The 26916-nt window shown below is 65.9% G+C and carries 19 protein-coding genes; 13 read left to right on the top strand and 6 right to left on the bottom strand.

What is annotated here, in order from left to right:
- Positions 1-23: 23 nt before the first annotated feature.
- Positions 24-320 carry a flagellar protein FliT gene (locus C7H84_RS19285; RefSeq protein WP_121860278.1) on the top strand — a complete coding sequence of 99 codons (297 nt, stop codon included), beginning with the start codon at positions 24-26 and terminating at the stop codon, positions 318-320.
- Positions 321-460: 140 nt separating this feature from the next.
- Here C7H84_RS19285 and C7H84_RS19280 read toward each other — a convergent pair whose 3' ends face one another.
- From C7H84_RS19280 to C7H84_RS19255, 6 genes are read right to left on the bottom strand one after another with little or no spacing between them, the layout of a single operon-like run.
- Positions 461-2740 carry a tetratricopeptide repeat protein gene (locus C7H84_RS19280; protein ID WP_121860277.1) on the bottom strand — a complete coding sequence of 760 codons (2280 nt, stop codon included), beginning with the start codon at positions 2738-2740 and terminating at the stop codon, positions 461-463.
- Entirely contained in the window at positions 2737-5223 is a 2487-nt protein-coding gene (locus C7H84_RS19275) for a tetratricopeptide repeat protein (RefSeq protein WP_121860276.1), read from the bottom strand. The genes C7H84_RS19280 and C7H84_RS19275 overlap by 4 nt, the downstream gene beginning before the upstream one ends.
- Complete coding sequence (locus C7H84_RS19270) at positions 5220-7721, bottom strand: tetratricopeptide repeat protein (protein ID WP_121860275.1); 2502 nt, start codon at positions 7719-7721, stop codon at positions 5220-5222. The genes C7H84_RS19275 and C7H84_RS19270 overlap by 4 nt, the downstream gene beginning before the upstream one ends.
- 10 nt (positions 7722-7731) lie before the next feature.
- Positions 7732-8937 carry a class I SAM-dependent methyltransferase gene (locus C7H84_RS19265; RefSeq protein WP_121860274.1) on the bottom strand — a complete coding sequence of 402 codons (1206 nt, stop codon included), beginning with the start codon at positions 8935-8937 and terminating at the stop codon, positions 7732-7734.
- Positions 8934-9875: a UDP-glucuronic acid decarboxylase family protein gene (locus tag C7H84_RS19260; protein ID WP_205611441.1), complete on the bottom strand. Its 942-nt coding sequence runs from the start codon at positions 9873-9875 to the stop codon at positions 8934-8936. Before C7H84_RS19260 ends, C7H84_RS19265 begins: the two co-directional genes overlap by 4 nt.
- A complete protein-coding gene (locus C7H84_RS19255; protein ID WP_121860272.1) occupies positions 9872-11668 on the bottom strand; it encodes a tetratricopeptide repeat protein in 1797 nt (598 codons plus the stop codon). Before C7H84_RS19255 ends, C7H84_RS19260 begins: the two co-directional genes overlap by 4 nt.
- Positions 11669-12174: 506 nt before the next feature.
- Between C7H84_RS19255 and C7H84_RS19250 the strand changes: the two genes are divergently transcribed.
- From C7H84_RS19250 to C7H84_RS19195, 12 genes are all read left to right on the top strand, one after another.
- Positions 12175-12960, top strand: a complete 786-nt coding sequence (locus C7H84_RS19250) for a class I SAM-dependent methyltransferase (RefSeq protein ID WP_121860271.1) — start codon at positions 12175-12177, stop codon at positions 12958-12960.
- The gene (locus tag C7H84_RS19245; RefSeq protein ID WP_121860270.1) at positions 12957-14342 is read left to right on the top strand and encodes an FAD-binding oxidoreductase; all 1386 of its coding nucleotides are present in this window, start codon (positions 12957-12959) and stop codon (positions 14340-14342) included. The genes C7H84_RS19250 and C7H84_RS19245 overlap by 4 nt, the downstream gene beginning before the upstream one ends.
- Positions 14343-14347: 5 nt before the next feature.
- The gene (locus C7H84_RS19240) at positions 14348-15055 is read left to right on the top strand and encodes a WbqC family protein (RefSeq protein ID WP_121860269.1); all 708 of its coding nucleotides are present in this window, start codon (positions 14348-14350) and stop codon (positions 15053-15055) included.
- 10 nt (positions 15056-15065) lie between these two features.
- Positions 15066-15716, top strand: a complete 651-nt coding sequence (locus tag C7H84_RS19235; RefSeq protein WP_121860268.1) for a class I SAM-dependent methyltransferase — start codon at positions 15066-15068, stop codon at positions 15714-15716.
- Between the two features lie 60 nt (positions 15717-15776).
- Entirely contained in the window at positions 15777-16985 is a 1209-nt protein-coding gene (gene rffA, locus C7H84_RS19230) for a dTDP-4-amino-4,6-dideoxygalactose transaminase (protein WP_121860267.1), read from the top strand.
- Positions 16982-19801, top strand: coding sequence for a glycosyltransferase (locus C7H84_RS19225; RefSeq protein ID WP_121860266.1), 2820 nt, complete (start codon positions 16982-16984; stop codon positions 19799-19801). The genes rffA and C7H84_RS19225 overlap by 4 nt, the downstream gene beginning before the upstream one ends.
- A gap of 384 nt (positions 19802-20185) precedes the next feature.
- Positions 20186-20308 carry a hypothetical protein gene (locus C7H84_RS37585; protein ID WP_276208405.1) on the top strand — a complete coding sequence of 41 codons (123 nt, stop codon included), beginning with the start codon at positions 20186-20188 and terminating at the stop codon, positions 20306-20308.
- Between the two features lie 245 nt (positions 20309-20553).
- Positions 20554-20979 carry an RICIN domain-containing protein gene (locus C7H84_RS19220; RefSeq protein ID WP_121860265.1) on the top strand — a complete coding sequence of 142 codons (426 nt, stop codon included), beginning with the start codon at positions 20554-20556 and terminating at the stop codon, positions 20977-20979.
- A gap of 1256 nt (positions 20980-22235) precedes the next feature.
- Entirely contained in the window at positions 22236-22913 is a 678-nt protein-coding gene (locus tag C7H84_RS36465; protein WP_162999320.1) for a hypothetical protein, read from the top strand.
- A 610-nt stretch (positions 22914-23523) separates the two neighbouring features.
- Positions 23524-26097, top strand: coding sequence for a hypothetical protein (locus C7H84_RS19205; protein WP_162999319.1), 2574 nt, complete (start codon positions 23524-23526; stop codon positions 26095-26097).
- Positions 26098-26267: 170 nt separating this feature from the next.
- Positions 26268-26564, top strand: coding sequence for a type II toxin-antitoxin system RelE/ParE family toxin (locus C7H84_RS19200; RefSeq protein ID WP_121860262.1), 297 nt, complete (start codon positions 26268-26270; stop codon positions 26562-26564).
- A gap of 2 nt (positions 26565-26566) precedes the next feature.
- On the top strand, positions 26567-26869 hold the full coding sequence (locus tag C7H84_RS19195; protein WP_121860261.1) for an addiction module antidote protein: 303 nt from the start codon (positions 26567-26569) through the stop codon (positions 26867-26869).
- Positions 26870-26916: the final 47 nt, after the last annotated feature.

Here is a 26916-nt window from a genome sequence, read left to right as displayed (position 1 = left end):
CACGACGCATCCGGACGACGACCATGACGACCGATACGCTGAATCAAGCGCTCCACCTGACCCAGGCGATGCAGTCGGCCACCGCACTGCGCGACTGGGAACGCGTCGCGGCGCTGGCGGATGCGCGCTCGCCGCTGCTGATGGGCCTGTCGCCCGAGCAGACGCCGGATGCGCTCGATACGATCCGCCAGATCATGGCCATCGACGCGTCGATTGCGCAGGATGCGCAGTCCGATCGCGACCGGCTCGCGCAGCAGTTCACCGAATCGCGCGAGCGGATTCGCGCGGCCGGCCTCTACCAGGCGACCGGCATGCTGTAAGCACACGAACAACAACGCGCGCCGCCATCGAGGGTGCGCCGATGTCGTAGCATCGAGCCGCCTTCGGGCGGCTATTTTTTTACCGGGAAAAAGCGGCACGATGCGGATCCGCACCGTGCCGGGTCGGCCGCGCGGCGCGTCTATCGCGCGGCAGCCGCCGCATCGACCATCCGCGCGAACGCCGCTTCGAGATGGCGCGCGAAGCGCGGCGCATCGCACAGCGGCGAGCGCAGCAGCCGCTCGCGCAGTCCGGCCCGCACCGCGGCGACGTGCGACAGGTCCCGCGCGAACGCGGCTGCCTTCGCGACGTAGTCGTCGTCGTTGGCCGCGATCCATTCGGGCATCCCGAGCGTATGCAGGATGCTTTCGCCGATATGCGACAGGAACCGGTCGCCGCGGCGCGTGACGAACGGCGCGCCCATCCACAATCCCTCCATGCTCGTCGTGCCGCCCGGATACGGGAACGGGTCGAGCACGATGTCGATCTCGTTGTACGTGCCGATGTGTGCGAGCCGCTTCGATCCGCCGCGCAGCAGCAGGCGCTCGCCGGCAATGCCGTGCGCGGCGAAGCGCGCGGCCATGCCGGCGCGCAGCGCCGCCTCGTCGAACTGCGGCGATTTCAACAGCAGGCGCGAACCCGGTACCGCGTGCAGCACTCGCGACCACAGCGCGACGACCGCATCGCCGATCTTGTTCGCGTTGTTCAGGCAACCGAACGTGACGACACCTTCGCGCTCGGCCGGCAGCGGGCCGACCTCGAGCGGTTGCGCGGGCGGCGTGAAGCACAGGTAGCTGTCCGGCAGCCGCCACGGCCGCTCGACGAAGTGATGCGCTTCATCGTCGGGCAGCACGTGGCGATCGCCGATCACGTAGTCGATCGCATCGATGCCCGTCGTCGCGAAATAGCCGAGCCACGTCGCCTGCACCGGCGCCGGCTTCCATGCGAACAACGGCAACCGGTTCGACGCAGTGTGGCCGCTCAGGTCGATCAGCACGTCGATGCGGCCGGCCGCGATCAGGTCGGCCGCCGCACGATCGTCGAGCGCGGTGATGTCGCGCCACAGCGCGAAATGGCGCTTGAGCGCGGCGGTGGTGTCGTCCTCCACCGACTGCGTCGCGTAGGCGACCACTTCGATGCGCGACGGATCGAGCGCCGCGACGACGCTCAACAGGAACACCGCGACCGGATGCGACTTCAGGTCGCCGGACACGAACCCGACGCGCAGCACGCGCCCGGCAGCCGGTCGCGGCGCATGCGTGCGCGGTGACGCCTGCGCGGCCATCTGCATGCCGAACTCGCGCGCGCGCCGAAGCAGTTGCGCCGGCGACAAGCGGTCGGTGCCCGCCGCGTGAAACATGCGGCCCGAGTGCGCGTTGCGGTACGCGGGATCGAGTTCGAGCGCGCGATCGTAGCTCGCGAGGCCCGCATCGAGATGCCAGAGCGCGCACAGGATGTCACCCATCACCGCATGCATCTGCGCGGTCGGGTTCGGCAGCGACAGCGCGATACGGCAGCTGTCGAGCGCCTCGCGGCGCTTGCCCTGCCGGACCAGTGTCTGAGCGAGATGGTGGTGCAGGTCGGCGCGATCCGGCGCCGCAACCAGCGCGCGCCGCAGGCTCGCGACCGTGCCGTCGAGATCGCCCGCGCGCTCGAGCGCGGCCGCGAGATGGAACAGACAGTCGACTTCGCCCGATTCGGCCGCGGCGGTCAGGCTCGCGATCGCCGCGTCGAGTTCGTCGCGCTCGCCGAGTCCGTCACGCTCGAACAGCAGCACGCCGAGCGCGTGATGCGCGGCATGCAGCGCCGGTTGCAGCGCGATCGCTCGGCGATAGCACGCGATCGCGGCGTCGGGCCGGCCTTGCGTGCGCAGTACGTTGCCGTGATTGAAATGTGCCTGCGCGTAGCCTGGATCGAGCGCGATCGCCTTCTCGTACGCGCGCGCCGCGGCATCCAGTTCGCCCTTGTCCTGCAGCGCGTTGCCGAGGTTGTTGAAGGCCGGCGCGTAATCGGGGCGCAGCGCGAGCGCCTGCGCGCAGCTCAGCATCGCGGCATCCGCATCGCCCGCGTCGCGCAACGCATTGCCGAGGTTGCTGTGCGCCTCCGCATAGTCGGGCGCGAGCGCGATCGCGCGCCGGTATGCGGCGATCGCATCGCCGAGCCGGCCGTGGGCACGCAGCATGTTGCCGAGGTTGTTCAGGTAGACGGGATCGGCACGCAGCGCGATCGCGCGCTCCATCAGCGCGAGGCCGGCCGCAAACTGGCCGAGCTGGCAGGCGAGCAGCCCGAGAAAATGCGTCGCGTCCGGCTGCTCCGGCTCGTCGCGGCGGATCGCCTCGTACAGCACCCGCGCGTCGTCGAAGCGCCCGGCCTGGTGGTGCACGAACGCCGCGTTCAGTCGCTCCGCGACAGCGCTCGTCATGTGCGTGTCCCGTCCGTGTCGCCGGCCACGTAGCGGGCCCACATCCCGTGGAACGCGTCCTCGAGGTTGCGCGCGAAGCGCGCCGCATCGCACAGCGGCGACGCGAGCGTGCGTTCGCGCAACGTCGCGCGCAACGTCGTCAGCGCGTCGCGGTCGCTCGCGAACGCGATCGCCTTCGCGAGATACGCGTCTTCGTCGGCCGCGATCCAGTCGCCCATCCCGGCCGCGTGCAGCAGGCTTTCGCAGATATGCGTGACGAAGCGGCCGCCCTTCATCCCGATCACCGGTACGCCCATCCACAGCGCTTCGGCCGTCGTCGTGCCGCCCGGATACGGGAACGGGCTCAGCGCGATGTCGATCCGGTTGTACGCGTTGAAATACTCGGCTCGCGGCGACCCGCCTTCGAGGATCAGCCGGTGCGCGCCGATGCCGTGCCGCGCGAAGCGCTCGAGCGTCGCGCGGTTCAGGTCGCTCGCGCCGAGCTCGTGCGCCTTCAGCATCAGCCGGGCGTCAGGCAGCGCGAGCAGCAGGCGCGACCACAGCGCGATCACGTCGTCGCTGATCTTCGTGAGCTTGCCGAAGCAGCCGAACGTCACGCCGCCGTTGCTCGCCATCGGCAGCGGACCGACCGCGACGTCATACGCGGGTGGCGTGAAGCACAGATAGCTGTCGGGCAGGTGCCACGGCTGCTCGACGAAGTGATGGGCTTCGTCGGCCGGCAGCGTGTGCGGGTCGCCGATGAAGTAGTCGATCGCGCGGCAGCCGGTCGTCGCGAAGAAGCCGAGCCAGCTCGCCTGCACGGGCGCCGGCCGGTGCGCGAACACGGGCAGCCCGCTCCAGTTCGTGTGGCCGGCCAGGTCGACGAGCACGTCGATCTGGTCGTCGCGAATCATTCGCGCGGCCTGGTCGCGATTCAGGCACGTGAGCTTCTTCCAGCTCGCGAAGCCTTTCTTCAGCCGTGCGGTGACCTCGTCCTCGACGACGAAGGTCACGTACGCATGCGGCTCGATGCGCGTGCGATCCAGATGCCGGAGCACGCTTTCGAGGAAGATCCCGACCGGATGCTGGCGCAGGTCGCCCGACACGAAGCCGACCCGCAGCGGCCGGCCGCGCGCCTGCCGCGCGCGTTCGTCGCGGTCGTGCGGCAGCTGCCGCGCGTCGCGCGCCAGATAGTCGCCGTAGCGTTGCGCATCGGCGATCCAGTCCTCCGGCGCGAATGCCGGCGAGCTCGACATGTTGAACAGCAGCCGTGCGTAGGCGCGGTGCGGATCGTCGTCGACGGCTGCGCGAAACGCTTCGACGGCGCCGGCGAAATCACGCTTGGCCCAGCGGATGTCGCCGAGCGTCAGCTGAATCTTCACCGGATCGACGCCGAGCTCCTGCGCGATCCGGTATTCGCTCATCGCCTCGTCGAGCTTGTCGAGGCGGAACAGCGCGGCCGCGAGATTGTGGTGCGCGTCCGCGTCGTCGGGATTCAGGTCGATCGCGTGGCGATGGCTGAGTTCCGCCGCTGCCATGCGGTCGAGGTTGTGATACGCGAGACCGAGGAAGTTGTACGCATCCGCGAGCATCGGGTCGAGCTCGATTGCGTGCCGGCACAGCCGCATCGATTCTTCGTATTCGCCCTGCTGGCAACGCAGCTCGCCGAGCCGGCACCATGCCGGCGCGTAGCCGGGGTCGATCTCGCACGCGCGCTCGAACAGACGCGCCGCGCCGTCGAAATCGTTCATGCTGCGCAGCGAGCGCCCGAGCGCGCAATGACCTTCGGCGTCGTCCGGTTCGAGCCCCTCACGCGCATGCGCGAGCGCGCCGTCGAAATCCTCCGTCGCCCGCAGCGCGATGGCCAACCCGCGATGCGCGACGCGCAGCGCGGGGTTCAGTTCGAGCGCGCGGTGGTATTGCGCGATCGCTTCCGCGTGACGCTCCTGCGCGCGCAGCACGTTGCCGAGGTTGCTGTGCGCTTCCGCATAGGCGGGATGGAATGCGATCGCCTTGCCGTAGCTCGCCGCCGCCGCATCCAGTTCGCCGAGGTCCTGCAGCACGTTGCCGAGATTGTTGTACGCCTCGGCATAGCCGGGGCGCAGCTCGATCGCGCGCGAGCAGCTCTGCATCGCGGCGGCCGGGTCGCGTGCGTCGCGCAGCGCGTTGCCGAGGTTGTTGTGCGCTTCCGGATAGTCGGGACGCAGTGCAATCGCGCGACGGTAGTGCGCGATCGCGTCGTCGAGCCGCCCGCATTCGCGCAGCATGTTGCCGAGGTTGTTGAAGTACGACGCGTCCGGCCGTGCGACGAGCGAGCGCTCCATCAGCACGATGCCCGCGTCGTACTGCTTCAGCTGGCACGCGAGCAGGCCGAGGAAGTGCATCGCGTCGGGCTGCCCCGGCTGCGTATGCAGGATCGCGTCGTACAGCGTCTTCGCTTCCGCGAGACGACCGGCCTGGTGGTGCGCGAGTGCCTGCTGCAAGGCCTGCTGGATATCGTTCATGCTGTCTGTGCTGTTTCCGTATAGCGTGTCCACATGCCGACGAAGGCATCTTCGAGATTGCGTGCGAAGCGCGCCGCATCGCATAGCGGCGACGCGAGCGTGCGTTCGCGCAGCGTCGTGCGCAATGCCGCGAGCTTCGCGCCGTCCTGTGCGGCCGCGACCGCCTTCGCGACGTAGTCGTCCTCGTCGCCGGCGATCCAGTCGGGCATCCCGGCCGCGTGCAGCAGGCTCTCGCAGATGTGCGTGACGAACCGTCCGCCCGTCATCCCGAGCACCGGCACGCCCATCCACAGCGCCTCGGCCGTCGTCGTGCCGCCCGGGTACGGGAACGGGCTCAATGCGACATCGATCCGGTTGTACGCGTGGAAATACGCCGCCCGCGGCGACGCGCCGTCGAACAGCAGCCGGCTAGCGTCGATCCCGTGCCGGGCGAAGCGCGCGGCAGTCGCATCGCGCACCGCCGCCTGTTCGAGCTCGCGCGCCTTCAGCAGCAACCGCGCGCCGGGCACCGCATGCAGGATCCGCGACCACACGCGCACGACGTCGTCGCCGAGCTTCACGAGCTTGCCGAAGCAGCCGAACGTGACATGGCCGTTCGCCGCCATCGGCAGCGGACCGACCGCGACGTCGTCGGACGGCGGCGTGAAGCACAGGTAGCTGTCGGGCAGCCGCCACGGTGCTTCGACGAAATGGTCGCGTTCGGCGGCCGGCAACGTGTGTGCGTCGCCGATGAAATAGTCGATCGCGTCGCTACCCGTCGACGCGAAGAAGCCGAGCCAGCTCGCCTGCACGGGCGCCGGCTTCCAGCCGAACGCCGCCAGGCCGCTCGCCTGCGTATGGCCGGCGAGATCGACGAGCACGTCGATGCCGTCTTCATGGATCGTGCGCGCGGCGGCCTGCGAATCGCATCCGGCGATCGAGCGCCAGACGGCCGCGTGCGGCTTCAGTCGCACGGTGATCGCGTCTTCTTCGTCCGACGTCGTGTACACGTACGGCGCGATGCGCGTGCGGTCGAGATGCGCGAACACGCTTTCGATGAAGATCCCCACCGGATGCTGCCGCAAGTCGCCCGACACGAATCCGACCCGCAGTGCACGGTGCCGCGCCCCGGCCGTGCGTTCGCGCACGTCGTGCATGTAGCGCGTCGAACGGGCCGCGAGGTGTCGGCCGTAGCAGCGCGCGTCGCTCAGGTAGTCGGCGGGCGAGACGGTTGCCGATGCCGCCGCGGCGAACAGCAGGCGGCCGAGTACCTCCGCCGCCTCGTCGCTCGCTTCGTCGCGCACCAGCGCAAGCGCGTCGCGATACGCGGGCACCGCGGCGTCGACGTTGCCCTGGGCGCGCAGGATGTCGCCGAGATTCACGTACATCGACACGGTCGGGCGGCCGGCCGCAAGCGAGCGCCGGCAATACGCGAGTGCGTCGGCATGCTGCTCGCGCTTGAGCAGCACGACCGACAGGTTGTGACAGACGCCGCCGTCAGCCGGATTCAGTTCCAGCGCGGTGCGGTAGCACGCTTGCGCTTCATCGAGATTGCCGAGCCCGTGGTGAGCGTTGCCCGCCTGGTTGTGCGCATCGACGAGATCCGGTGCGAGGCGGATTGCGTCCTGCGCGTGCACGAGCGCTTCCGCATAACGCGCCTGACGGCGGCGCACGCCGCTCAGGTTCGCATGCGCGGCGGCCATCGATGCATCGAGCGCGATCGCGCGTGCGTAGTGCGCGGCGGCGGCGTCGAGGTCGCCCGCGTCGCGCAGCACGCCTGCGTAGGTGTTGTGCAGGCTGGCGTCGGCCGATTCGGCCGTGGCGGCACGCAGCACGCTGGCGGCTTCACCGAGCTCACCGAGCGCCCACAGCGACAGGCCGAGGCCATGAGTAGCAGCGGGAAGCGCGGCGCTCGATGCGAGCGCGCGGCGGTAGTGCGCGATCGCATCCGCGTGACGCTCCCGCGCGCGCAGCACGTTGCCGAGGTTGCTGTGCGCTTCCGCATAGGCGGGATGGAATGCGATCGCCTTGCCGTAGCTCGCCGCCGCTGCATCCAGTTCGCCGAGGTCCTGCAGCACGTTGCCGAGATTGTTGTACGCCTCGGCATAGCCGGGGCGCAGCTCGATCGCGCGCGCGCAGCTTTGCATCGCGGCGGCCGGGTCGCGTGCATCGCGCAGCGCGTTGCCGAGGTTGTTGTGCGCTTCCGGATAGTCGGGACGCAGCGCGACCGCGCGACGGTAATGCGCGATCGCGTCGTCGAGCCGCCCGCATTCGCGCAGCATGTTGCCGAGGTTGTTGAAGTACGACGCGTCCGGCCGTGCGACGAGCGAGCGCTCCATCAGCACGATGCCCGCGTCGTACTGCTGCAGCTGGCACGCGAGCAGGCCGAGGAAGTGCATCGCGTCGGGCTGCCCCGGCTGCGTGTGCAGGATCGCGTCGTACAGCGTCTTCGCTTCCGCGAGACGACCGGCCTGATGATGCGCGAGCGCATCGTGCAGCTGCAGTTCAATCGGCTCCATGGCGCGCTGCTCAATACGGATGCGGTTCGCGCCCGAAATCGATCAGTCGGCCGTCGTGCTCGATCATCACGGCCGCGGCCGCGATCCCTTCGCGCGACATCTCCGCGACGATGTCGCGCGCGCGCCATTGCGTCGGGATGATGATCACGTCGGCCGGCGCCGCCTTCAGCGCGTCGCGGAATTCGATTTTCTGGCCGGTGCCCGGCACATAGGTGCCGACCTTGTCGGGATCGGAGTCGACGACGAGCGGGAAGCGCGCGGCATCGGCATCGAAGTGATGGATGAACGCGGCGGCCTTGCCCGTGCCGCCCCAGATCGCGACGCGCCGCCCGGACTCGGCGAGCGCCGTGAGCTGCCCGGCGATCGCCGCGCGGTGCTCGACCGTGCGCGCCGCGAACTGCAGCGACGCGTCCGCGCGCGAGCGCGCTTGCGCGGGCACGCCGAGCCGCACCAGCGCATAGACGACTTCGCCGTCGTAGCCGTGCGCGAGCGACACGATCTCGCCGGCGCGCGCCATCAGCGTGCGGAACGACTCCGTCGTGAATTGCGATACGTGTTCGTAGAAGAAATCGGCGAGGCGATGGGTTTCGAACACGCGGTCGATGCACGGCACTTCCGCGAACAGCCAGCACGCGTTCGGCTGGCGCGACGCGCCCCAGGCAAGCTGCTCGACGAGCTTCGCCGGTTCGGTCAGGTGTTCGAGCACGTGCCGGATCACGATCGCGTCGGGGCGGAAGGCGGGCATGTCGGCCAGCGGTGCGAACAGCCGCGCGTGGAATTCGATGCCGTTGCCGGTGCCCGCGCTCGCGTTCGGATCGAAGCCGGCGAACCGGCCGCCGCGGCTCGCCTGCGCGAGGCCGCGCACGAAATGGCCTTCGCCGCAGCCGATCTCGACGACCGTCGGTTCCGCCGGCAGCGCGCCGAGCAGCAGGTCGCGCGTCGCCGCGAGATGGCCTTTCCAGATGCCGCCGCTGTTGAACATCCGGTTCGGGTTGCGCTCGTACGGAATCGCGTCGTAGCTGAAGCGGTGGTTCCACACGTGCGAACACTGCGGGCACTGGACGAAATCGAGTGCGTGGCGCGGCAGGCCGCGCGCCGCTTCGGCGGATTCCGGCCATGCGAGCGTCGCGAGCGTGCGTTCGCCGGCCGGGAAGAACGGCGCGGCAACGGTATGCGCACAGACGGGGCAACGCGCGTCGATCAGGTCGGGAGTCATGCATTCACCTGTTTGCGGAAATGGGCGATCGTCTCCTTCAGGCCGTCCTCCAGCGCGATGCCGGGCTGCCAGTCGAGGCGCTGGCGCGCGCGGCCGATGTCGGGGCGGCGCTGCAGCGGATCGTCGGCCGGCAGCGGGCGATATTCGATGCGGCTTTTCGAGCCGGTGAGGCGCAGCACGCATTCGGCCAGCTCGCGGATCGTGATCTCGCTCGGATTGCCGAGGTTGATCGGGCCGGTGTCGTCGTCCTGGTCCATCATCCGCATCAGGCCTTCGACGAGATCGTCGACGTAGCAGAACGAGCGCGTCTGGCTGCCGTCGCCGTACAGCGTGATCGGCTCGCCGCGCAGCGCCTGCATGATGAAGTTCGACACGACGCGGCCGTCGTCGGCGCGCATGCGCGGCCCGTAGGTGTTGAAGATCCGCACCACGCGGATATCGACGCCGTGCTGGCGGTGATAGTCGAAGAACAGCGTCTCGGCGCAGCGCTTGCCTTCGTCGTAGCACGCGCGCAGCCCGTTCGGATTCACGTTGCCCCAGTAGCTTTCCTGCTGCGGATGCTGCTGCGCGTCGCCGTACACCTCGCTCGTCGACGCCTGCAGGATGCGCGCGCCGCAGCGCTTCGCGAGCCCCAGCATGTTGATCGCGCCGAGCACGGCCGTCTTCACCGTCGACACCGGGTCGCTCTGGTAGTGCACCGGGCTCGCCGGGCACGCCATGTTGAACACGCGGTCGGCCTCGACGTAGAGCGGCAGCCACACGTCATGGCGAATCAGCTCGAAATTGACCTGGCCGATCAGGTGCTCGATGTTGCGCTTGCTGCCGGTGTGGAAGTTGTCGACGCACATCACGTCGTGGCCCGCGCGCACGAGCCGCTCGCACAGGTGCGAACCGAGAAAGCCGGCGCCGCCGGTGACGAGGATCGACTGGCCGCTCACGATGCGATTCCCGGTGCGGCGTCGACGCGCTGCGCCCACATCGCGTGCAGCGCCTCCTCGAAATGACGCGCGAAGCGGGGCGCGTCGCACAACGGCGACGCGAGCACCTGCGCACGCAGCGTCGTGCGCAGCACGGCCAGCTCGGCCGGATTGCGCGCGAAGGCGACGGCCTTCGCGACGTAGGCTTCGTCATCCTCGGCGATCCATTCGTGCAGGCGCGCCGCGTGCAGCAGGCTTTCGCAGATGTGCGACAGGAAGCGTGCGCCGCGGCGGCCGAGCACCGGCACGCCCATCCACAGCGCTTCGGCCGTCGTCGTGCCGCCCGGGTACGGGAACGGGCTCAGCATCAGGTCGACGCGCCGATAGGCCGCCAGGTATTCGTCGCGCGGCGAGCGGCCTTCGAACAGCAGGCGCGCCGCATCGATGCCGTGCGCGGCGAAGCGGGCCGCGAGCGCATCCTGCTCGCGCGGGTCGTCGAGATGCGGCGCCTTCACGAACAATTTCGCGTTCGGCACGTCGCGCAGCACGCGCGACCAGACGTCGATCACGTGATCGGTGAGCTTCGCGAGCTTGCCGAAATAGCCGAAGGTCGGATAGCCGTTCGCGAGCATCGGCAGCGGGCCGCCGTCGAGTTCGATCGCGGGCGGCGTGAAGCACAGATAGCTGTCGGGCAGGTGCCACGCGCGTTCGACGAAATGCTCGGCCTCGTCGGCCGGCATCACGTAGCGGTCGCCGAGCACGTAGTCGATCGCGCGCATGCCGGTGCTCGCGAAGTAGCCGGGCCAGCTCACCTGCAGCGGCGCGGGCTTCCACGCGAACAGCGGCAGGCGGTTGTGGATCGTGTGGCCGGACGCGTCGATCAGCACGTCGATGCCGTCGTCGCGAATCCGCGCGGCCGCCGCTGCGTCGTCGAGGCCGGCAAGCGACGTCCACGACGCGAAGCGCGGCTTGATGCGCGCGGTCACGTCGTCCTCGACGTCGCGCGTCGCATACGCGTGCAGTTCGACGCGCTCGCGCTTCAGGTGCGCGAGCATCCCTTCGATGAAATAGCCGACCGGGTGCGCCTTCAGGTCGCCCGACACCATGCCGACGCGCAGCGGCCGGCCGATGCGCGCGGTGAGGTCGACCCGCCACGTCGAGTACGGCTGCGCGTGCTGCGTGACGAGCGCATCGAAGCGCGCGGCCTCGGCGAGGTACGCGTGCGGGTCGAACGCTTCGCTGTAGTGATACGCGAACAGCAGGTTGCTGCGCGGTTCCGGCAACTCAGGGCGCAGCGCGATCGCGTGCTGGTACGCCTCGAGCGCGGCCGCGATCTCGTTCAGGTCGAGCAGCGCATTGCCGAGGTTGTTGTATGCCTGCCCGTGGTCGGGCTGCAGCGCGATCACCTGGCAGAACGCGTCGACGGCCGCGCGCGCGTTGCCCGCGAGCCGCTGCGCGTTGCCCAGGTTGTTGTAAGCGTCGACGTAGCCGGGCCGCAGCTCGATCGCGAGACGGAAACACTCGGCGGCGGCGGCGGGGCGGTTGCTCGCCTGCATCACGTTGCCGAGGTTGTAGTAGTAGATCGCGTTCGGCTTGATCTCGATCGCCGCCATGATCAGCTCCGACGCCTCGTGATAGCGACCGTACTGGTGACCGATCAGGCCGAGCAGGTGCAGCGCGTCCGCGTGCCGCGGCTCGGCGTCGATGATCCGGCGGTACAGCGTCTCGGCCTCTTCGAGGCGATCGGCCTGATGGAGCGCCAGCGCCGCTTCGATCGTGGCGACGGGGGAGTCGGACAGCGTGAGATCAGTCATCGTGGTAAGCCAGCGTGGGTTCGATACGGAGCGCGCAAACGCGCGGAGGCCGGCATCGCGCACGCGTGGACGGCCCTCGACATGCCAGCATTCTCGGCGCGGGGTCGCCGTTCCAATCGGCGGAGCAGGTGGCGGATTTGGTCGCTTTTCATGTGACGGCGCGGGCACCGGCTTGACGACGATCAAGGCCGCAGTTCGTGCGCGCGGCCGCCCGTCGAGCGCGCCGGCGATTCATCGCCCAGTCGCGAGAAGCCTTGTCCGTCAACGGTTTGGCGCTGCGCGCCCGCGCCCGCTTGCCGGTCGCCGGGCTCGGGCACGCGCCGGCATTCATGGAAATGCGGGGGGAAACGGCCCGCTAATCCGCCATTTGATCCGGGCGCGGATCGATAGACTCGGGCACAGACTTGGAGGCGTCCATCGCGCGGACGATCGCGCCGGGCGCAAGCCGCTTGCCGGCCCGCGGCCGGGGATGCCCCGAATCCCCCTCAGCGCCTGGAGCCATGTGTATGCACGAGTCCTCAATCATCTCCAACTCGAATGACGACCAGCTCGCCGCACGGCGCGAGCTGTTCGACCTGATGCAGACCTATCCCGCGACGCAAGAGGAGCTCGAACGCTCGCTCGGCCTGTTCGTGCGCGGGTCGCTGCTCGCGCGGATACTCGCGACGTTCGAGGTCTACGAGCAGATCGTGCCGCTGCCGGGTTCGATCCTCGACCTCGGCACCTGGCGCGGCCAGACCGCCGTGCTGTGCGAGAACTTCCGCGCGATCCTCGAGCCGCTGAACTTCCAGCGCCGGATCCACGCGTTCGATACGTTCACCGGCTACGCGGGCTTCTCCGACAACGATTCGCGCGACCGCAAGCTGTTCTCCGACGGCACGTACTCGCTCGCCGGCGACTATGCGGATCTGCTGCGCAACCTGCTGTCGCTGCACGAGCGCAACAACGCGATGGGGCATGTGAACGGCAAGCATCACGTATGGGAAGGCGACTGCCGCGACACGCTCGCCGCCTACGAGGAAGCGCATCCGGGCGAACCCGTCGCGCTCGCGTGGTTCGACCTGAACGTGCCGGGGCCGACCCGGCAGGCGTTCGAGACGGTGATGCGGCGGCTCGTGCCGGGCGGCGTCGTCGCGTTCTGGCAGCTCACGCGCGGCGGCCAGACGCCGGCCGAAGGCATCCACTACGTGCGCGAGCTGCTCGGCAAGTATCCGCACCGGATCCACAAGGCGAAGTCGTATCCGTCGCTGTGCTATCTCACCTTCCCGGAAGGCGGCGGGGCGCGCTCATGAAGATCGCGATCCTCGGCAACGGCATCCTCGGGCTGATGACGGCCCGTGCCTGGCTACGCGCCGAGCCGGGCATCGAACTCGTCGTCGTCGGCCCGGCGCAGCGTCCCGGCTCGGCGACGCGCGCGGCCGCCGCGATGCTCAACTCGTTCACCGAACTGGAAGGCGATTCGCTCGGCACGCCGATCGACCGCTTCAAGTTCGAACTGAGCCGCGCGGCGACGGCCGCGTGGCCCGACGTGTTCGCGGAAATCTGCACGCCGGAACGCGCGGTCGCGCACGGCTTCGGCACCTACGTGCTCAACAACGCCGCGACCGACGCGCTCGACGACGAGAACTTTGCGGCGATGCGACGCTTTTGCCGCGAGTTCGAGGAACCGTGCGAAGCCGTCGATCCGTCCAGCATCCCGAACTATCACCCGCAACCGCAGTTCCGCGCGCTCAACGCGGTGTATCTGAAGCGCGAAGGCTGGGCGAACCCGAAACAGTTTCTCGACGCGCTGCAGGCCAGCGTGGCCGCGGCCGGCAACGTCGCGTTCGTGTCGGCCGAAGTCGAGCGCCTCGGCGTCTCGGGCGGACGCGTCACCGGTGCGCGGCTGAGCGACGGCACGACGCTCGACGCCGACCGCTTCGTGCTGTGCAACGGCGCGAACCTGACGAAGGTGCTGCAGGCCAGCCTGCCCGAGCTGCCGGTGCAGCGGCTGTTCTACGGGATCGGCATGTCGATCGAACTGCAGAGCAGCGAGAGCGTGCATACGCACTGCGTGCGCACGACCAACCGCGGGCTCGCATGCGGCGTGTATTCGGCGCCGTACGGCCCCGACCGCACGCTCGTCGGCGCCAGCAACTACATCAGCCCGGTGCCGCACGAGCACGGACACGCCGGCAGCGCGTACACGCTGCTGAAATCGGCGATGGACCAGATCAATTCGCGATTCTCGCGTGCGAACCTCGTCAACGTGAACGTCGGCTGGCGGCCGACGACGTCCGACCTTTATCCGCTGATCGGCGAAACCAGCGTGCGCGACCTGTGGATTCTCGGCGGCACCAAGCGCGACGGCTTCCACCTGTCGCCGGTGCTGTGCCGCGACCTCGTCGCCGCGATGCGCGGCCAGCCGATCGATCCGCGCTATGCGGAGCTGGCGCCCGAGCGGCCGCTGATTCGCAACCTGTCGCGCGAGGCGGCGATCGCGAAGACCGTCCGCCACCAGATCAACGCCGCCTACCAGCACGACTTCGTGCCTGCGCGCAATCGCATGGTCGAGCAGCTCGAGCGCGCGATCCGCACGGATCTCGAGGCGCTGCACGACCGGCTCGGGGCGACCGACTGGGGCATTCCGCCCGAGCTCGTCGACATGTACCGGTACGGTCACATCCCGGCCTGAACGACATGACTGCGCAGCCCAAACGCATCGCGATCGTCCAGTCGAACTACATCCCGTGGAAGGGCTACTTCGACCTGATCGCCGCGACCGACGAGTTCATCCTGTACGACGACGCGCAATACACGCGGCGCGACTGGCGCAACCGCAACCAGATCAAGACGCCGCAAGGCGTGCAGTGGCTGACCGTGCCGGTCAAGGTGAAGGGCCGCTATCACCAGAGCATCCGCGACACCGAGATCGACGGCACCGAGTGGGCCGCGCAGCACTGGACGCGGCTGCGGCAGAACTATGCGCGCGCGCCGCATTTCGCGCGCTACGCAGACGAGCTCGAAGCGCTCTACTTGCACGCCCGGCACGACACGCTGAGCGCGCTGAACCGCGCGCTGCTGAGCTGGATCAACCGGCAGCTCGGCATCGCCACGCGGATTTCGTCGTCGTCCGACTACACGGTGGAAGGCGACCGCACCGACAAGCTGCTGAACCTGTGCCTGCAGGCCGGCGCAACCGAATACCTGTCGGGCCCGGCCGCGCGCGACTACCTCGACGAGAGCCGCTTCGCGGCCGCGCAGGTCGCGGTGCGCTGGTTCGACTATCCGGCCTATCCGCCGTACGCGCAGCTGTGGGGCGAATTCGTCCACGGCGTGACGGTGCTCGACGTGCTGTTTCACTGCGGCCCGGATGCGCGCCGGCATGTCGTGACCGACCGAACCTGAGAGCGACGCGATGCACGATTCCCGACATTCGAGCCTGCTGGCGGACGTCGCCGCCTATTACAGCGCGCGCCTGGCCGAGCACGGCGAGACCGCGCGCGGCGTGGACTGGAACGGCGAGGACGGCCAGCGGCTGCGGTTCGCGCAGTTGACGAAGATCGTCGCGCCGGGCGCCGACGGCTTCTCCGTCAACGACCTCGGCTGCGGTTACGGCGCGCTGGTGGACTTTCTCGACGAGCAGGCGGCGGGGCGCCGCCATGCGTACGCGGGCAACGACGTGTCGCCGGAGATGATCGATGCAGCCCGGCAGCGCTATCGCAAGCGCGCCGACGTGGCGTTCCACGTTGGCGACGCGCCGCAGTCGGTCGCCGACTACGGGATCGCGTCGGGCATCTTCAACGTGCATCGCGGCCACGGCGACGACGCATGGCTCGACTACATCCACGCGACGCTCGACACGCTGCACGAGACGAGCCGCGCCGGCTTCGCGTTCAACTGCCTGACGTCGTATTCCGACCCGCCGCACATGCGCCCCGAGCGGCTGTACTACGCCGATCCGTGCGCGCTGTTCGACCGCTGCAAGCGCCGCTACTCGCGCCACGTCGCGCTGCTGCACGACTACGGGCTGTACGAATTCACGATGCTCGTCCGGAAGGACGGCTAAGCGCCCATGCGCAAGCCGCCGGCCCCATAGCCCCTCTTCACGCCTTCGCGGAGTTTCGCCATGTTCGCTCCTCCCAATCTCGACCGCATTCCGTTCGGCCGCCCGTTCATCGTCGGCAAGGAGCTCTACTACATCGCGAAGGCGGTCGAACAGGGCGGACTCGCCGGCGACCAGGCGTTCACGAAGCTGTGTCACCAGTGGCTCGAGGCACGCATCGGCTGTCATCGCGCGCTGCTCACGCACTCGTGCACGGCTGCGCTGGAGATGGCCGCGATCCTCACCGACGTCGGCCCCGGCGACGAAGTGATCATGCCGTCCTATACGTTCGTATCGACCGCCAACGCGTTCGCGCTGCGCGGCGCGACCCCTGTGTTCGTCGACATCCGCCCCGATACGCTGAACCTCGACGAGAAGCTGGTGGCCGCCGCGATCACCGAGCGCACGCGCGCGATCGTGCCGGTTCACTACGCGGGCGTGTCGTGCGACATGGATACGATCGCGCATCTCGCCGACGACTATCGGCTGTGGGTCGTCGAGGATGCCGCGCAGGCAATCGAATCCAGCTGGAAAGGCAAGCCGCTCGGCAGCCTCGGGCATCTCGCGTGCCTCAGCTTCCACGAGACCAAGAACGTGATCGCCGGCGAAGGCGGGGCGCTGCTCGTGAACGATGCGCGCCTCGTCGAGCGCGCGGAGATCATCCGCGAGAAAGGCACCAACCGCAGCCAGTTCTTTCGCGGCCAGGTCGACAAGTACACGTGGGTCGACCTCGGGTCGTCCTATCTGCCCGGCGAACTGATCGCCGCGTTCCTGTACGCGCAGTTCGAGCACGCGGACGTGATCACCGCGCAGCGGCGCGCGACCGTGAAGCGGTACGAGGATGCGCTGCGGCCGCTGCACGACGCCGGTCATCTGACGCTGCCCGCCGTGCCGTTGAGCGAAGCGGGCAACGGCCATCTGTTCTATTTCCTCGCGCGCGATCTTGGCGAGCGCACGGCGCTGCTCGAGCGGATCCGCGGCGCGGGCGTGTTCGCCGTGTTCCACTACGTGCCGCTGCACAGCTCGCCGGCAGGCCAGCGCTACGGCCGCTGCGGCTCCGGCATGCGGGTGACCGACGACGTCGCCGACCGGCTCGTGCGCCTGCCGCTGTACCACGCGATGAGCGAGGCCGAACAGGACCGCGTCCTTCAGGTGGTATCCGACTTCTACCGCACGGCCGCGCGACCGGCTGTCCGTCGCCCTTCATCGCACCTCGTGCCCTCCGCTCCATGAACGATTCGCCCCGCATCTTCGCGCCGCTCGGCCATCCGTACTACGTGTCCGCGCCGCCGTACCTGCAGACGTCCGGCGGGGTGCGCGCGATGCACTACCTGTGTCACGCGCTGAACGTGCTCGGCTGCGAGGCCTATATCAACACGGCCGACGTGCACCCGGAGCTGCGCACGCCGTTGCTGACGAAGGAGATCGCGCACGCGCACTTCGCCGCAGGCCGCAGTCCGGTCGCCGTGTATCCGGAGATCGTCGAAGGCAATCCGTTCAACGCACGCTGTGTCGCGCGCTACCTGCTTGCGGAGCCCGGGCGCATCAACGGGAAGCCGATCGACCGCGCGCCGACCGATCTCGTGTTCACGTTCGGGCCGTCGATCGTGCCGGAAGGTTGGCAGGCCGACCTGCTCAGAATCCCGCTCGTCGATACGCGCATCTTCCACTGCGACGGCGTCGACGACGCAACCCGCCGCGGCACGGCCGTGTTCCTGAATCGCCATCTGCGCCGCGGCGGCAGCCTGCATCCGGCGACCGCCGAATCGATCGAGATCTCGAGCCGTGTCGCGCAGCGCTCCGCACACGAACTGGCCGAACTGTTTCGGCGAGTCGAATGCCTGTACCTGTACGAGTGGTCCACCGCGGCCTTCGAGGCGCTGCTGTGCGGCTGCCCGGTCGTCTGCATCCTGAACGACGCGTCGATGCCGAATGCGGAACGCTGGGTGATGGGCGGCAAGGGCATCGCGTGGGGGCTCGATCCGCACGAAATCGCTCACGCTAAAGCGACCGTGCATGAAGCGCGCGACGTGTATCGCGAAGAAGAAGCGACGTTCTGGCAGCAGTTGCGGCAGTTCGTCGACAAGACCCAGGCGCGCGCGAACGAACTCGATGCGCAGCCCGGCCAGAACGGCGCGGCCATCGCCCGGCCGGCTGCGGCTGCTGCCGCCCCGCGACGCATGGCGGTCGTTTCCGCAGCGCCGGCCACGGATCCGCAGATCGCGACGCGGTTCGTCGCGCCGTTCCGCGCGCTCGAGCGCGAATGGACGGTGGACTTTCCCGTCGCCGCCAACGGCATCGACCTCGACGCGCTGCAACGCGCCGACGTGATCGTGCTGCACGGCGCGACGCCGAGCCTGTTGTCGGGCGCCGCGCTCGAGCAGTTGTTCACGCTCGGCAAGCCGGTGGTCTGCGATCTCGACCGGCCGTTCGATGCGATCTCGCTCGACGACCCGGAGCTCGCCGGCAGCGCACGCCGGCTCGCCGCGATGCGCGATGCGATCCGGCGCGCCGATGCACTGGTGGTGCAATCGGACGCGATGGCGCTCACGTATCGCCACGTCAATGCGGCGGTACACGCGCTGCCCGCCGATGCCGAACCGGCCCGCCACGGCGCGCTGTATGCAAGGCTCGCCGAACAGGGCCGACGGCCGGCCGCGGCGACGGCAAAGGCGCCCGCGCCGTCAACCGGCGGCACGCCTGCGCCGCGCGCGCAACAGAAGAAACGCCTCGTCGCCTATGCGATCGATCCAGTCGACGGCGCGTCCGTGCAGCGCCGTCTTGCGCTGCCGTTCGCGCGGCTCGAGGACGACTGGGCGCTCGTCAGCGGGCTGGCCGACAGCGCGGCGATCGCCACGGCCGATGCCGTGCTGCTCGATCGCCACACGCCGGGCCTGCTGTCGCTGAAGGCGCTGGGCGCGATCTTCGAATTCGACAAGCCGGTGATCTACGCGACCGACCTTCCGCTCGCCGCACCGTCGTCGATGCAGACCGACCCGACGTGGATCGGCATTGCGTTCACGCTCGGCAATGCGCACGCGATCATCGTCCCGACGCCGGATCTCGCGCGCCAGTACCGGCCGTGGAATCCGAACGTGTTCGTGCTGCCCGACAGCGTCGATCTCGACCTGTTCCTGCGCGCGGTGCCGGCGCGCGGCAACGCACGCGTGACGATCGGTGTCGCCGGCGCAGCGCTGCTGCCGGCCAATTTCGCGCTGGTGGACGCCGCGCTGCGGGCGCTCTGCGAGCGTCATGCCGGCCGCATCGCCGTGCAATTCTTCGGCGCGCAAGTGCCGGCCGGCTGGGAACAGCATCCGGCTGCCGAATTCCGGCCCGCGCCGGATGGGTATCGCGCGTATGCACAGCAATTGCGCGCACTCGACTGGGACGTCGCGCTGATGCCGCTCGCCAACGCTGACGACGCCGCGGCCAGCGCGGTTCAAAGACAGGAATTCGCGGCTGCCGGCATCGCGATCGTCGCGAGCGACCGGCCGGCCCTGCGCATCGCACTGAACGACGGCGACGACGCGCTGCTCGCGGGCGATGCCGCGCACGCGTGGGATGACGCACTCGAACGCATGGTCGCGCAGCCCGCGCTGCGCCGGCGGATCGCGCGCACCGCACAGGCCCGCGTGCGCAAGCACGACGCACTGCAGGCGCGCCTGCCGCTGATTCGCGAGGTCTACCGGCGGTGCGTCGAACGCGAAGGCACGGCTGTCCAGCTGCCGCCGCGCGATACGCCGATTCCCGGCGCGCTGATCCTCGATGCCGATGGCGACGCCGAACGCGTGCAGGCCGCGCTGCGCATCGTCGCGTCGCGCGCCGAACAGGATCTGCTGAGCGTCGTGCTGACGACGGCGCCCGGCCCGTTGCCCGAGTGGACCGATCGGTTGCGTTACGTCAGCACGTCGACGCAGGAATACGCGGCCACCGCCGATCAGCTCGCCGCGATGCCTGCGTTCGACTGGGTAGCGATCATCGACGCGGCGGATATCGAGACGGACGCCGGCGCGCCCGAAACGGCGATCGCGGACGCCGCGATCGACTGACGGGGAGGCGCGGGCATCGCCTGCGCTCGGGAGAGACGGGATGGCTGCCATCGGGATAATCGGCGCGATGCGCGGACGGCCGCCGCGATCGACGCTTGGAGTTGTCGTTGCGGGGAAATCTCGCATGACGCAATGACGGCGCGACATCGATATGCGGAATGGGCGGCGGAGAAGAAGCGGTCGGGCGACGGAAGGCGGGGCGGTAAATCGGAGGGTCCGGGTACTGGCAATGAGTCAACGGCAAAACGACGACGGGAGATTTATTTTCCCAGGCCCCTTTTATTTCCCCATGGAACCGAATCGCTCAAATTTATTCTCACACGACTGATTTTATAAACTTCACAAAACGATATTCCCAGCAATATCGTTGCGGAATTTTACTCAATGAACGGCGAAATGATGTCGGCTTTATGCATCAATGATGCTATTGGAGCGCTTACCGCCAAGCAGCTCGATCCTCCTCACGCCCAGGCAAAGCTTGCCGCTTTAAATCAAGCACATACTTAACCTTTCCTTCGAGTCACCGCACTGAATTAACCGGCCAATTGTGCCCATAAACGATCCGAGCCGATTTAATACACACCGCATAAAAACAAAAATCCAATCGATTATTTACATCCATAAATGCTGCGATATGTGACAGGTAGCATTTTTCAATCCCCCGCCTAATATTCGTTTGCCGAGCGCATTGAGGCGCGGCAAATACCACATCACCGGGGTCAATTTTTCAAAGATCGATCAGGAGAGTAAAAATGGGTGTCTATATTATTGAATATGCTCAAGATCCGACTTATGTGATTGGCGTTACCGATCAATCGCAGGACAGCGGGGTCGTACTGCGCAGCAAGAACGGGCTGGCGCCTCGCGCCGCCTTCTGGGACGTCAACTTCGACACCGGGATCATCTCGCTGAACGCGAGCGGTGGTGTGCTCGCCATCGGCGCCGACCGGATCGCGCCCGAAGCCCTCCTGAAGCTCAAACCGAGCTCGGCCGCGATCCAGTGGGATTTCTTCTCGCATCCCGGATACATCGTGCCGCGGGCCGACGAGACCCTGTGCCTCGACGACAAGGGCCGCGTCGTCAGCAACGGGAACCCGCTCTGGCTCTATCCGATCAACGGTTCGCCGGCCCAGCAGTGGCACTTGGTCCCGCTGAACAACCTGAAGTCGTTCGAATAACGCGCGCCTCGAGTCCGGCCACGTTCGCGCGGCACGGCCTTCGTGGCTCATGCGTCGCGCTGGCCGATTGGATCTGGAGACGCCGCAGGCGACGCACGCGATGAAAGCCCGCTGAACCCGGTTCGGCGGGCATTTTTTTGGCCGGAATAACCGGAGACAGGCACGACAGGAAACGCCTGACGCGCGCTGCAATTCAGCTGCACCGGGGAGCATAAAAACGGGGAAATTCGCGAAAGCCTGATCAGGCCATTTGGCGCGCCCGGCTGGGATCGAACCAGCAACCCCTGCCTTCGGAGCGTTACCTACACGCCACATTTCATTAAAAATCAAAGTCCTACACAACTCGCAATCCGTATAACCAATCCGACGCAGGGCCTAGCGGCGCAAATCCCGGTAGTCAAAGCTGCAATTTAGCTGCACACATCGGGCGCAAATGCGCGTCCTGTCGCCCCGTCGGGAGCCACCTACGGAGACGAGATGCGCGCGGCCTTTTATATCGCTCCGCCAGCTCCCCGCTTGCCTTGCCTGACGAGAGCGGTCGCACCAAACTCCAATAACGACGTGAATGGCGCAAATCTCGGTGGATCCCGAACTCATAGCGAGCCATTCTCGCGCCGTAGGTCCGTTAGCGGGTCATCGGCGTCGGCATCGCAAGCCGATCCTACTACTCGCAGGAGGCGGTTACGGCCACGCGGATGGGCAGAGCGAGGTCGCAGCTCCCGGAGCCGCTTCGAATGACTTTCGATTTATGCAACGAGTCCATCATCACCCCTGCCACTCCATCTCGTGGTTCGTATCACCGCAGGTGCGATCAACCCAATATCGGCACGAGGCTGTGAAGATACTCTTTAGCGAGCACATATTTGACAGTTTGCTTTCGATTAATTCAAATTACATACGTGGCCAACGTCAGCGAATATTGTAAGAGTATCGATAGACGATTAAAAATTTAAACCCGCGCGATATTATTAAAAATATCACCTACAGTAAAGCTGCCGGCAATCAGTCGCTTTATATGCATTTCTACATCACCACAAGTCGATAGGCATCTTACCCAAGCCCATTCATCAGCCTAGTACTCACGATTGCCAACCTCGAACTGAAGCACTTGCTGCAAATCAGACCTTGGGCAGAGTGCTTATAGATAGCGCAACATAGATATTAAGAAATGTGACAACAAGCGACGCCCCCAGTGAGCCTCGTTCTAGTGGGCATTGAATGAATTCTTATTTTCACTCGAATCGAATGGAGAAGCCATGAATCTGGAAAAAATTAGCTTGCGGCGGATGCTTACCAGCCGACTAGCGCAGGTATCGCTGTCTACTTTTGCCGTCTTAACTGCATCGGCAACTTTCTCACCGATCAGCGTGATGGCGCAAGTGTCGACGACACAACAATCCACAACAAATCTAACGAATAATCTGACGTTCACGATGGATAACTCGCTGCACCAATTCTTCACGCAAACTATTACTATGCCCAGCGGTTGTCCGTGTTACGTTGACGTATCGGGTCAGTTGCTGAATCGAGGCTTGGGCCTCGACTTTGGGACATCTGGGCCGATTGCAACCTTTACCGTAACCGACGGCAAGGGGAATGCATTCGCCTCCGAAGAGCATGCGGTTGGAACCCAATACAGCTCGAGTAGCTCGGCAAATAATACCGGAGCATTTGGGGCAATACCATTGTCCTTCAAGGCCGAATCAAGCGTCAGCTATAATAGTGGAGACGTGGTGACACTTAATATTTCGTATTCAGTAAATCCAAATGGATTGGCAGTTCCGAATTCTTTTGTAATCGAACCGGATGATTTTGTAGGTCTTTCGGCAGCTGGACGACATTTCCAAAGCTTCATTACTGTGACGGCCGGCACGCGCCTTCCGCCACCTCCTACCACCCCGTCCTTCGGCACGGGTACGTATAGCGGGTCTTAGCGGATAGACAGATATGTGCGACGAAATGCGTCGCGATGTGAGCGCATCACATATCGATGTCTGCGCGCAGCCGAAATAGACGTTCCCGTATGAGTCCAGTTTGATGTGGGGGCGTATGTGCATTATGGCCAGTTCCGGGCTGCTGTTTAGATCGTGCTCCTGCGTAGATTCTCGCCTTCTTCCGAGAAGCTGCGCAGGACACTTGCGCGCGGGACCAAAGTCGCACTCGCGCCTCAGAATCGGGCGCCTACCTTTATTGTGTTCGAAATATTGATGCCGGACGGCACCGTCAACCGGCGCGACAGCACAGCTCAGTCGCGCATCGGCTCGCAACGCAGTGCGTCAAAACGCACGATTTTCTGCAGCCGCAAATCGACCGGTGTTCCTTGCCACAAGGGCCTCAGCGCCCGGTCCGAGGGTGCATCGAAAGTGCCCACTTAAGCGAGCCCCGCAGGGGAGGGGGGCACCGCGCAGCGGCGGCAGCGACGGCAGCGACGGCGTCCCCGCAGTTGCTGCCTCATCCGGTTCGCACACTGCGACACCAACCGCCCTTTAGGTGACCGGCGCCCACTCACTACCCGATGCCGCATTCGGCTGACTACGCAACTGCATGCACGAAACCGGCAAGCATTGCATTCACCAAGAAGCGAACATCTTCATCGCCGCACGGGTTTCCCCACTTCCAGTTACCTCGCTGCTGTCGCAGTACAGTGGCAAAGTCGAGTCCCATTCCATGTTTACGATTGATCGAGTGCGATCTGGCACCCAAAGTGTCGCTACGCAGGCTCCCGAGGTCGACGCCAGAACGCGCGCACTTCACGATGTGGACGCGCTGCGTCCCGTGTACAACCAACATCCTCCGAGCAAAGCGGTTCTGGATGACATCGCCGCCAATCCCGCACTGGAGCGGCTTGAGTTGGACGGAAAAGCGCTGGACACTGAACTGCGCCACCCGCGAGGCGAGGTCATCCATCGATGGAGTTCATGGGAGTCCGATCCTGCATGCGACAACGCGATCCGGGAACTAGTGTCGAAGGCCTACGAGGGAAACCAGCTATTCCGACGCCTGGTGAACCACCGGCTGGACGGCCTTCTCCACGGTACGCAGGATGGCAACGCAGTGCGCCCGCGTCCGATCCTGGTGCCGGGCGACGGCTACGGGAATGGGATGAGCGTGAACGGAGCTGGGGAGGTCCGGAATGTCCTATGGCTGATGCATGATGGGCGGCGTGACCTTCTGTTGCCGGCCGATGGTTCCAGCGTGGAGCGCGCAATCATTCAGACTCTCGTACAGGATCTCACCGGCCTGGACCGGGATCATCAAGCCGTACAGCAGTACACAAACCTGATCTGCGCAGGCGAGCCTCTGCTTGAGTCGCCGGTCGACTATCAGAAAAGCACAAGACACGTTGTGCCCGTATCGGGCCATGTCATGATCGATGGCGCACAATACGAGCCAATGTATCAGGTCGCCGCTCCGGGAGTCCCAGACAACAATCGTGAATTCGCGCTCAGGCACGAGTTCACATCGCTGCACCCCGCGTGTGAGACGCCGGAGATTATTGAATTCATCACGAGTCACGACGGGCGAGAGCCCGGTGCGCCTGGCGTGCTCGAATGGGAACCCGTCGGAACTGGCCCGGATGCCGGTGGATTTCTCAACATGGAGCCCCCCCACCTGAACGTGGCCGCGAGCATAACCGGGATCGAGAATCCGCATGCGGCTACAGACACGCGCGTCTGGACCGCGGCAGACGACGCTGCATGGATGGCCGCCCCGTATGAAGCCGATCCGTTCCACGGTCAGTTCCCCACGAGATGGCCCGAAGACAACGCGGCAAACTCGCGCCGGACAACATGGCCTACCGCTGACATCGTTCCAGCGCATTCATTCCGCGCATACGATCAGAACCGAGAATCGTCCAACATGCCTGCGGCCGTGAGCTTGAGATCATCCGTGCCCGTGGTCGATCTGATTGGCCACGCCCAGCAAATGATGGCTGGCGGGGCCGCACCGCTTGCCGCCGACCCGCCCGTCGATTCCGAACGGTTACCTTTCGCCGCCGTGGCGCTGGGCGGCCTCAAGTCAATCCTGAGGCAGGAACTCGAACGCGTACCGCATAGACATGTTTCGGATCGGGTTCGTCAGCAACTGGTCAACTGGGGATATACGGACAACCAAATCCGGTTGATCGACGCCAGTCTCGCCGAAGGTGACGGACTTGAGGCAGTGCGGAGATATCACTTTATTTTGAGCGGCCAAGGCTATACCTGCCCGCAGATTGCGGAGCTCGCCGCCCTCAAAGAGGCGCCCCAAATTTGCCACGTCATACGCTGGTTTGCCCCACTGCTCATCGCCCACCTGCAACCTGTAGCGGGTTCGGTCAGGGGAGTGGGTCTGTCTGGTGATGAGGTTGTGGCAATCGCAAGGGAACTTAAAACGCCCGCTGCGCTTGAGACGTGGATTCAGTCTGTGTTGCAGCCTGCTCGTGTCGACGCTCCCGAATCCCGCAGGTCAAGTACCGTGGCATGGGTGGCCTTGCCCGTTCCGCCGTGGAGTCCGGCCCTGGATACGCTGCTCGCGCTTGAATACCCCCGCAACCTGCTCAGCAAGCTTGGCCAGCGGCGTTCGCACGCTGAAGTTTTTGAGGTCCTGCTGCAGTACCACCCAAAATTCATGGAACTCGAATACTCGCCATACCAGGTTGCAACCATGGCGTGCGGCAACACCCGGGCAACTTACATCTATTCCGCAATCCAGCATCATGATGCGCTGATGGAGATGGGTTACAGGCATGCCGATGTCACGCAGCTTGCCAGCTTCGATGCGAACTTCACGCTGACAAGTATCGTGAATCATCATGCCGCATTGTCCAATCCGCCCACGTACCGCCCAAAGCCCGGCCTCGGCCTAACCATTGATCAGATCGTCACGATTGCAGCGCGCAGGCATGGATACCAGACCGTTGATAGCCTCGTAAGATACAGCAACGCACTGCGTGGCTTGCAGTTTCCTGCGCACATTATCGAACAGTTGTCAACGCTCCCAGATTGTAACGATCGCATAAGAATCGCCGCTGAGTTGCCGCATGACATCCCACACACGGACATCATCCGTGAGGTCACCGCACGACTGGAACGTGAGCGGACATTATCAAACCTACTTGTGCCGTTCTCGCCGTAACGATCGCCTATTGTGCCGCTTCCGAAATTGGCCCACCGCCCCGGGGTTGCCAGTACTGAACTCCGGTTGACCGGCGAAGTGCAGAACCGCATACCGATCCGCGCGGACGGCAGGACTTGCAATTTTCGAAAGCCTCTGCGCGAATCGTCCCCCATGGGTTACAATGCGCTATGCACAAGGTCCTGACGACACCCCAGTTCGACGTATGGCTCGACGCACTTCATGATCCGATCGGCAGCGCAGCGATCAACCTGCGCATCGAGCGCGCAAAGCTCGGCAACCTCGGACATTGGCGCGCGGTTGGAGAGGGGGTCTGCGAGATGAAAATCGATGTAGGGCCGGGATATCGCGCCTACTTTGTACGGCGGGGCAAAATCGTCATCGTCTTGCTGTGCGGGGGCGACAAGGCAACACAGAGCAAGGACATCAAGCGGGCGAAACAGATTGCTGGCGAACTGGAGGACTGAGTATGAAAATCAGCGAACTGAGCGAATTCGACGGCTCGAAGTATCTGAAAAATGATGAAACGATTCGCCAGTATCTCGCGCAGGCGTTCGAGGATGGCGATCCGCGCCTGATCCAGGTTGCTCTCGGGAACGTCGCGAAAGCACGCGGTATGTCGGCACTTGCGCGTGAATCGGGCGTGAAGCGCGAAGCGCTATATCGCGCGCTTTCGGAAGGTGGGAACGCAGAATTCGCGACCATCATGAAGGTTGTCGGCGCACTGGGCCTGCATCTGACCATCGCGGCGTCCGAACCAGCCCATGCGTAACAAGCGCGGTCCGCTGCGGATGTCGGCTGGGGCTCACCATCCGGGTG

Origin of the sequence: Burkholderia sp. Nafp2/4-1b (genome assembly GCF_003635165.1) — a bacterium.
Taxonomy (GTDB): domain Bacteria; phylum Pseudomonadota; class Gammaproteobacteria; order Burkholderiales; family Burkholderiaceae; genus Burkholderia.
The sequence above is the reverse complement of the archived record's forward strand: the minus strand, read 5'-3'. Positions and strand labels throughout refer to the sequence as shown.

What these genes read in the sequence shown, in the direction of transcription:
- C7H84_RS19205 (WP_162999319.1), top strand. Translation starts at nt 23,524, where the DNA reads ATGCACGAAACCGGCAAGCATTGCATTCACCAAGAAGCGAACATCTTC.
- C7H84_RS19265 (WP_121860274.1), bottom strand. Translation starts at nt 8,937, where the DNA reads ATGACTCCCGACCTGATCGACGCGCGTTGCCCCGTCTGTGCGCATACC.
- C7H84_RS19235 (WP_121860268.1), top strand. Translation starts at nt 15,066, where the DNA reads ATGCACGATTCCCGACATTCGAGCCTGCTGGCGGACGTCGCCGCCTAT.
- C7H84_RS19285 (WP_121860278.1), top strand. Translation starts at nt 24, where the DNA reads ATGACGACCGATACGCTGAATCAAGCGCTCCACCTGACCCAGGCGATG.
- C7H84_RS19195 (WP_121860261.1), top strand. Translation starts at nt 26,567, where the DNA reads ATGAAAATCAGCGAACTGAGCGAATTCGACGGCTCGAAGTATCTGAAA.
- C7H84_RS19275 (WP_121860276.1), bottom strand. Translation starts at nt 5,223, where the DNA reads ATGAACGATATCCAGCAGGCCTTGCAGCAGGCACTCGCGCACCACCAG.
- C7H84_RS19220 (WP_121860265.1), top strand. Translation starts at nt 20,554, where the DNA reads ATGGGTGTCTATATTATTGAATATGCTCAAGATCCGACTTATGTGATT.
- C7H84_RS36465 (WP_162999320.1), top strand. Translation starts at nt 22,236, where the DNA reads ATGAATCTGGAAAAAATTAGCTTGCGGCGGATGCTTACCAGCCGACTA.
- C7H84_RS37585 (WP_276208405.1), top strand. Translation starts at nt 20,186, where the DNA reads ATGAACGGCGAAATGATGTCGGCTTTATGCATCAATGATGCTATTGGA.
- C7H84_RS19255 (WP_121860272.1), bottom strand. Translation starts at nt 11,668, where the DNA reads ATGACTGATCTCACGCTGTCCGACTCCCCCGTCGCCACGATCGAAGCG.
- C7H84_RS19270 (WP_121860275.1), bottom strand. Translation starts at nt 7,721, where the DNA reads ATGGAGCCGATTGAACTGCAGCTGCACGATGCGCTCGCGCATCATCAG.
- C7H84_RS19225 (WP_121860266.1), top strand. Translation starts at nt 16,982, where the DNA reads ATGAACGATTCGCCCCGCATCTTCGCGCCGCTCGGCCATCCGTACTAC.
- C7H84_RS19250 (WP_121860271.1), top strand. Translation starts at nt 12,175, where the DNA reads ATGCACGAGTCCTCAATCATCTCCAACTCGAATGACGACCAGCTCGCC.
- rffA (WP_121860267.1), top strand. Translation starts at nt 15,777, where the DNA reads ATGTTCGCTCCTCCCAATCTCGACCGCATTCCGTTCGGCCGCCCGTTC.
- C7H84_RS19245 (WP_121860270.1), top strand. Translation starts at nt 12,957, where the DNA reads ATGAAGATCGCGATCCTCGGCAACGGCATCCTCGGGCTGATGACGGCC.
- C7H84_RS19200 (WP_121860262.1), top strand. Translation starts at nt 26,268, where the DNA reads ATGCACAAGGTCCTGACGACACCCCAGTTCGACGTATGGCTCGACGCA.
- C7H84_RS19240 (WP_121860269.1), top strand. Translation starts at nt 14,348, where the DNA reads ATGACTGCGCAGCCCAAACGCATCGCGATCGTCCAGTCGAACTACATC.
- C7H84_RS19280 (WP_121860277.1), bottom strand. Translation starts at nt 2,740, where the DNA reads ATGACGAGCGCTGTCGCGGAGCGACTGAACGCGGCGTTCGTGCACCAC.